At 57.0% G+C, this 1,717-nt stretch carries 1 rRNA gene; it reads right to left on the bottom strand.

Annotated elements, in window-relative coordinates:
• Window positions 1-1,717, bottom strand: a 23S ribosomal RNA gene (locus IE242_RS37245); the annotation flags it as partial.

Here is a 1,717-nt window from a genome sequence, read left to right as displayed (position 1 = left end):
TCACCTGGCTTCCATATCCGGCCTATCAACCCAGTCGTCTACTGGGAGCCTTACCCTCTCAAGGAGGTGGGAGTCCTCATCTCGAAGCAGGCTTCCCGCTTAGATGCTTTCAGCGGTTATCCCTCCCGAACGTAGCCAACCAGCCATGCCCTTGGCAGAACAACTGGCACACCAGAGGTTCGTCCGTCCCGGTCCTCTCGTACTAGGGACAGCCCTTCTCAAGACTCCTACGCGCACAGCGGATAGGGACCGAACTGTCTCACGACGTTCTAAACCCAGCTCGCGTACCGCTTTAATGGGCGAACAGCCCAACCCTTGGGACCGACTCCAGCCCCAGGATGCGACGAGCCGACATCGAGGTGCCAAACCATCCCGTCGATATGGACTCTTGGGGAAGATCAGCCTGTTATCCCCGGGGTACCTTTTATCCGTTGAGCGACGGCGCTTCCACAAGCCACCGCCGGATCACTAGTCCCGACTTTCGTCCCTGCTCGACCCGTCGGTCTCACAGTCAAGCTCCCTTGTGCACTTACACTCACCACCTGATTGCCAACCAGGCTGAGGGAACCTTTGGGCGCCTCCGTTACCCTTTAGGAGGCAACCGCCCCAGTTAAACTACCCATCAGACACTGTCCCTGATCCGGATCACGGACCCAGGTTAGACATCCAGCACGACCAGACTGGTATTTCAACGACGACTCCACAACCACTGGCGTGGCTGCTTCAAAGTCTCCCAGCTATCCTACACAAGCCGAACCGAACACCAATATCAAACTGTAGTAAAGGTCCCGGGGTCTTTCCGTCCTGCTGCGCGAAACGAGCATCTTTACTCGTAGTGCAATTTCACCGGGCCTATGGTTGAGACAGTCGAGAAGTCGTTACGCCATTCGTGCAGGTCGGAACTTACCCGACAAGGAATTTCGCTACCTTAGGATGGTTATAGTTACCACCGCCGTTTACTGGCGCTTAAGTTCTCAGCTTCGCCCACCCGAAAGTGAGCTAACCGGTCCCCTTAACGTTCCAGCACCGGGCAGGCGTCAGTCCGTATACATCGCCTTACGGCTTCGCACGGACCTGTGTTTTTAGTAAACAGTCGCTTCTCGCTGGTCTCTGCGGCCACCCCCAGCTCCGGAGGCAAGCTCCATCACCGGGTGTGGCCCCCCTTCTCCCGAAGTTACGGGGGCATTTTGCCGAGTTCCTTAACCATAGTTCACCCGAACGCCTCGGTATTCTCTACCTGACCACCTGAGTCGGTTTAGGGTACGGGCCGCCATGAAACTCGCTAGAGGCTTTTCTCGACAGCATAGGATCATCCACTTCACCACAATCGGCTCGGCATCAGGTCTCAGACACATGCCAGGCGGATTTGCCTACCTGACGTCCTACACCCTTACCCCGGGACAACCACCGCCCGGGATGGACTACCTTCCTGCGTCACCCCATCACTCACCTACTACCAGCTCGGGTCACCGGCTCCACCACTTTCCATTCCCCGAAGGGTCCGGAACGGCTTCACGGGCTTAGCATCACTGGATTCGATGTTTGACGCTTCACAGCGGGTACCGGAATATCAACCGGTTATCCATCGACTACGCCTGTCGGCCTCGCCTTAGGTCCCGACTTACCCTGGGCAGATCAGCTTGACCCAGGAACCCTTGGTCAATCGGCGCACACGTTTCCCACGTGTGTATCGCTACTCATGCCTGCATTCTCACTC

Origin of the sequence: Streptomyces poonensis (assembly GCF_014650915.1) — a bacterium.
Taxonomy (GTDB): domain Bacteria; phylum Actinomycetota; class Actinomycetes; order Streptomycetales; family Streptomycetaceae; genus Streptomyces; species Streptomyces poonensis.
The sequence above is the reverse complement of the archived record's forward strand: the minus strand, read 5'-3'. Positions and strand labels throughout refer to the sequence as shown.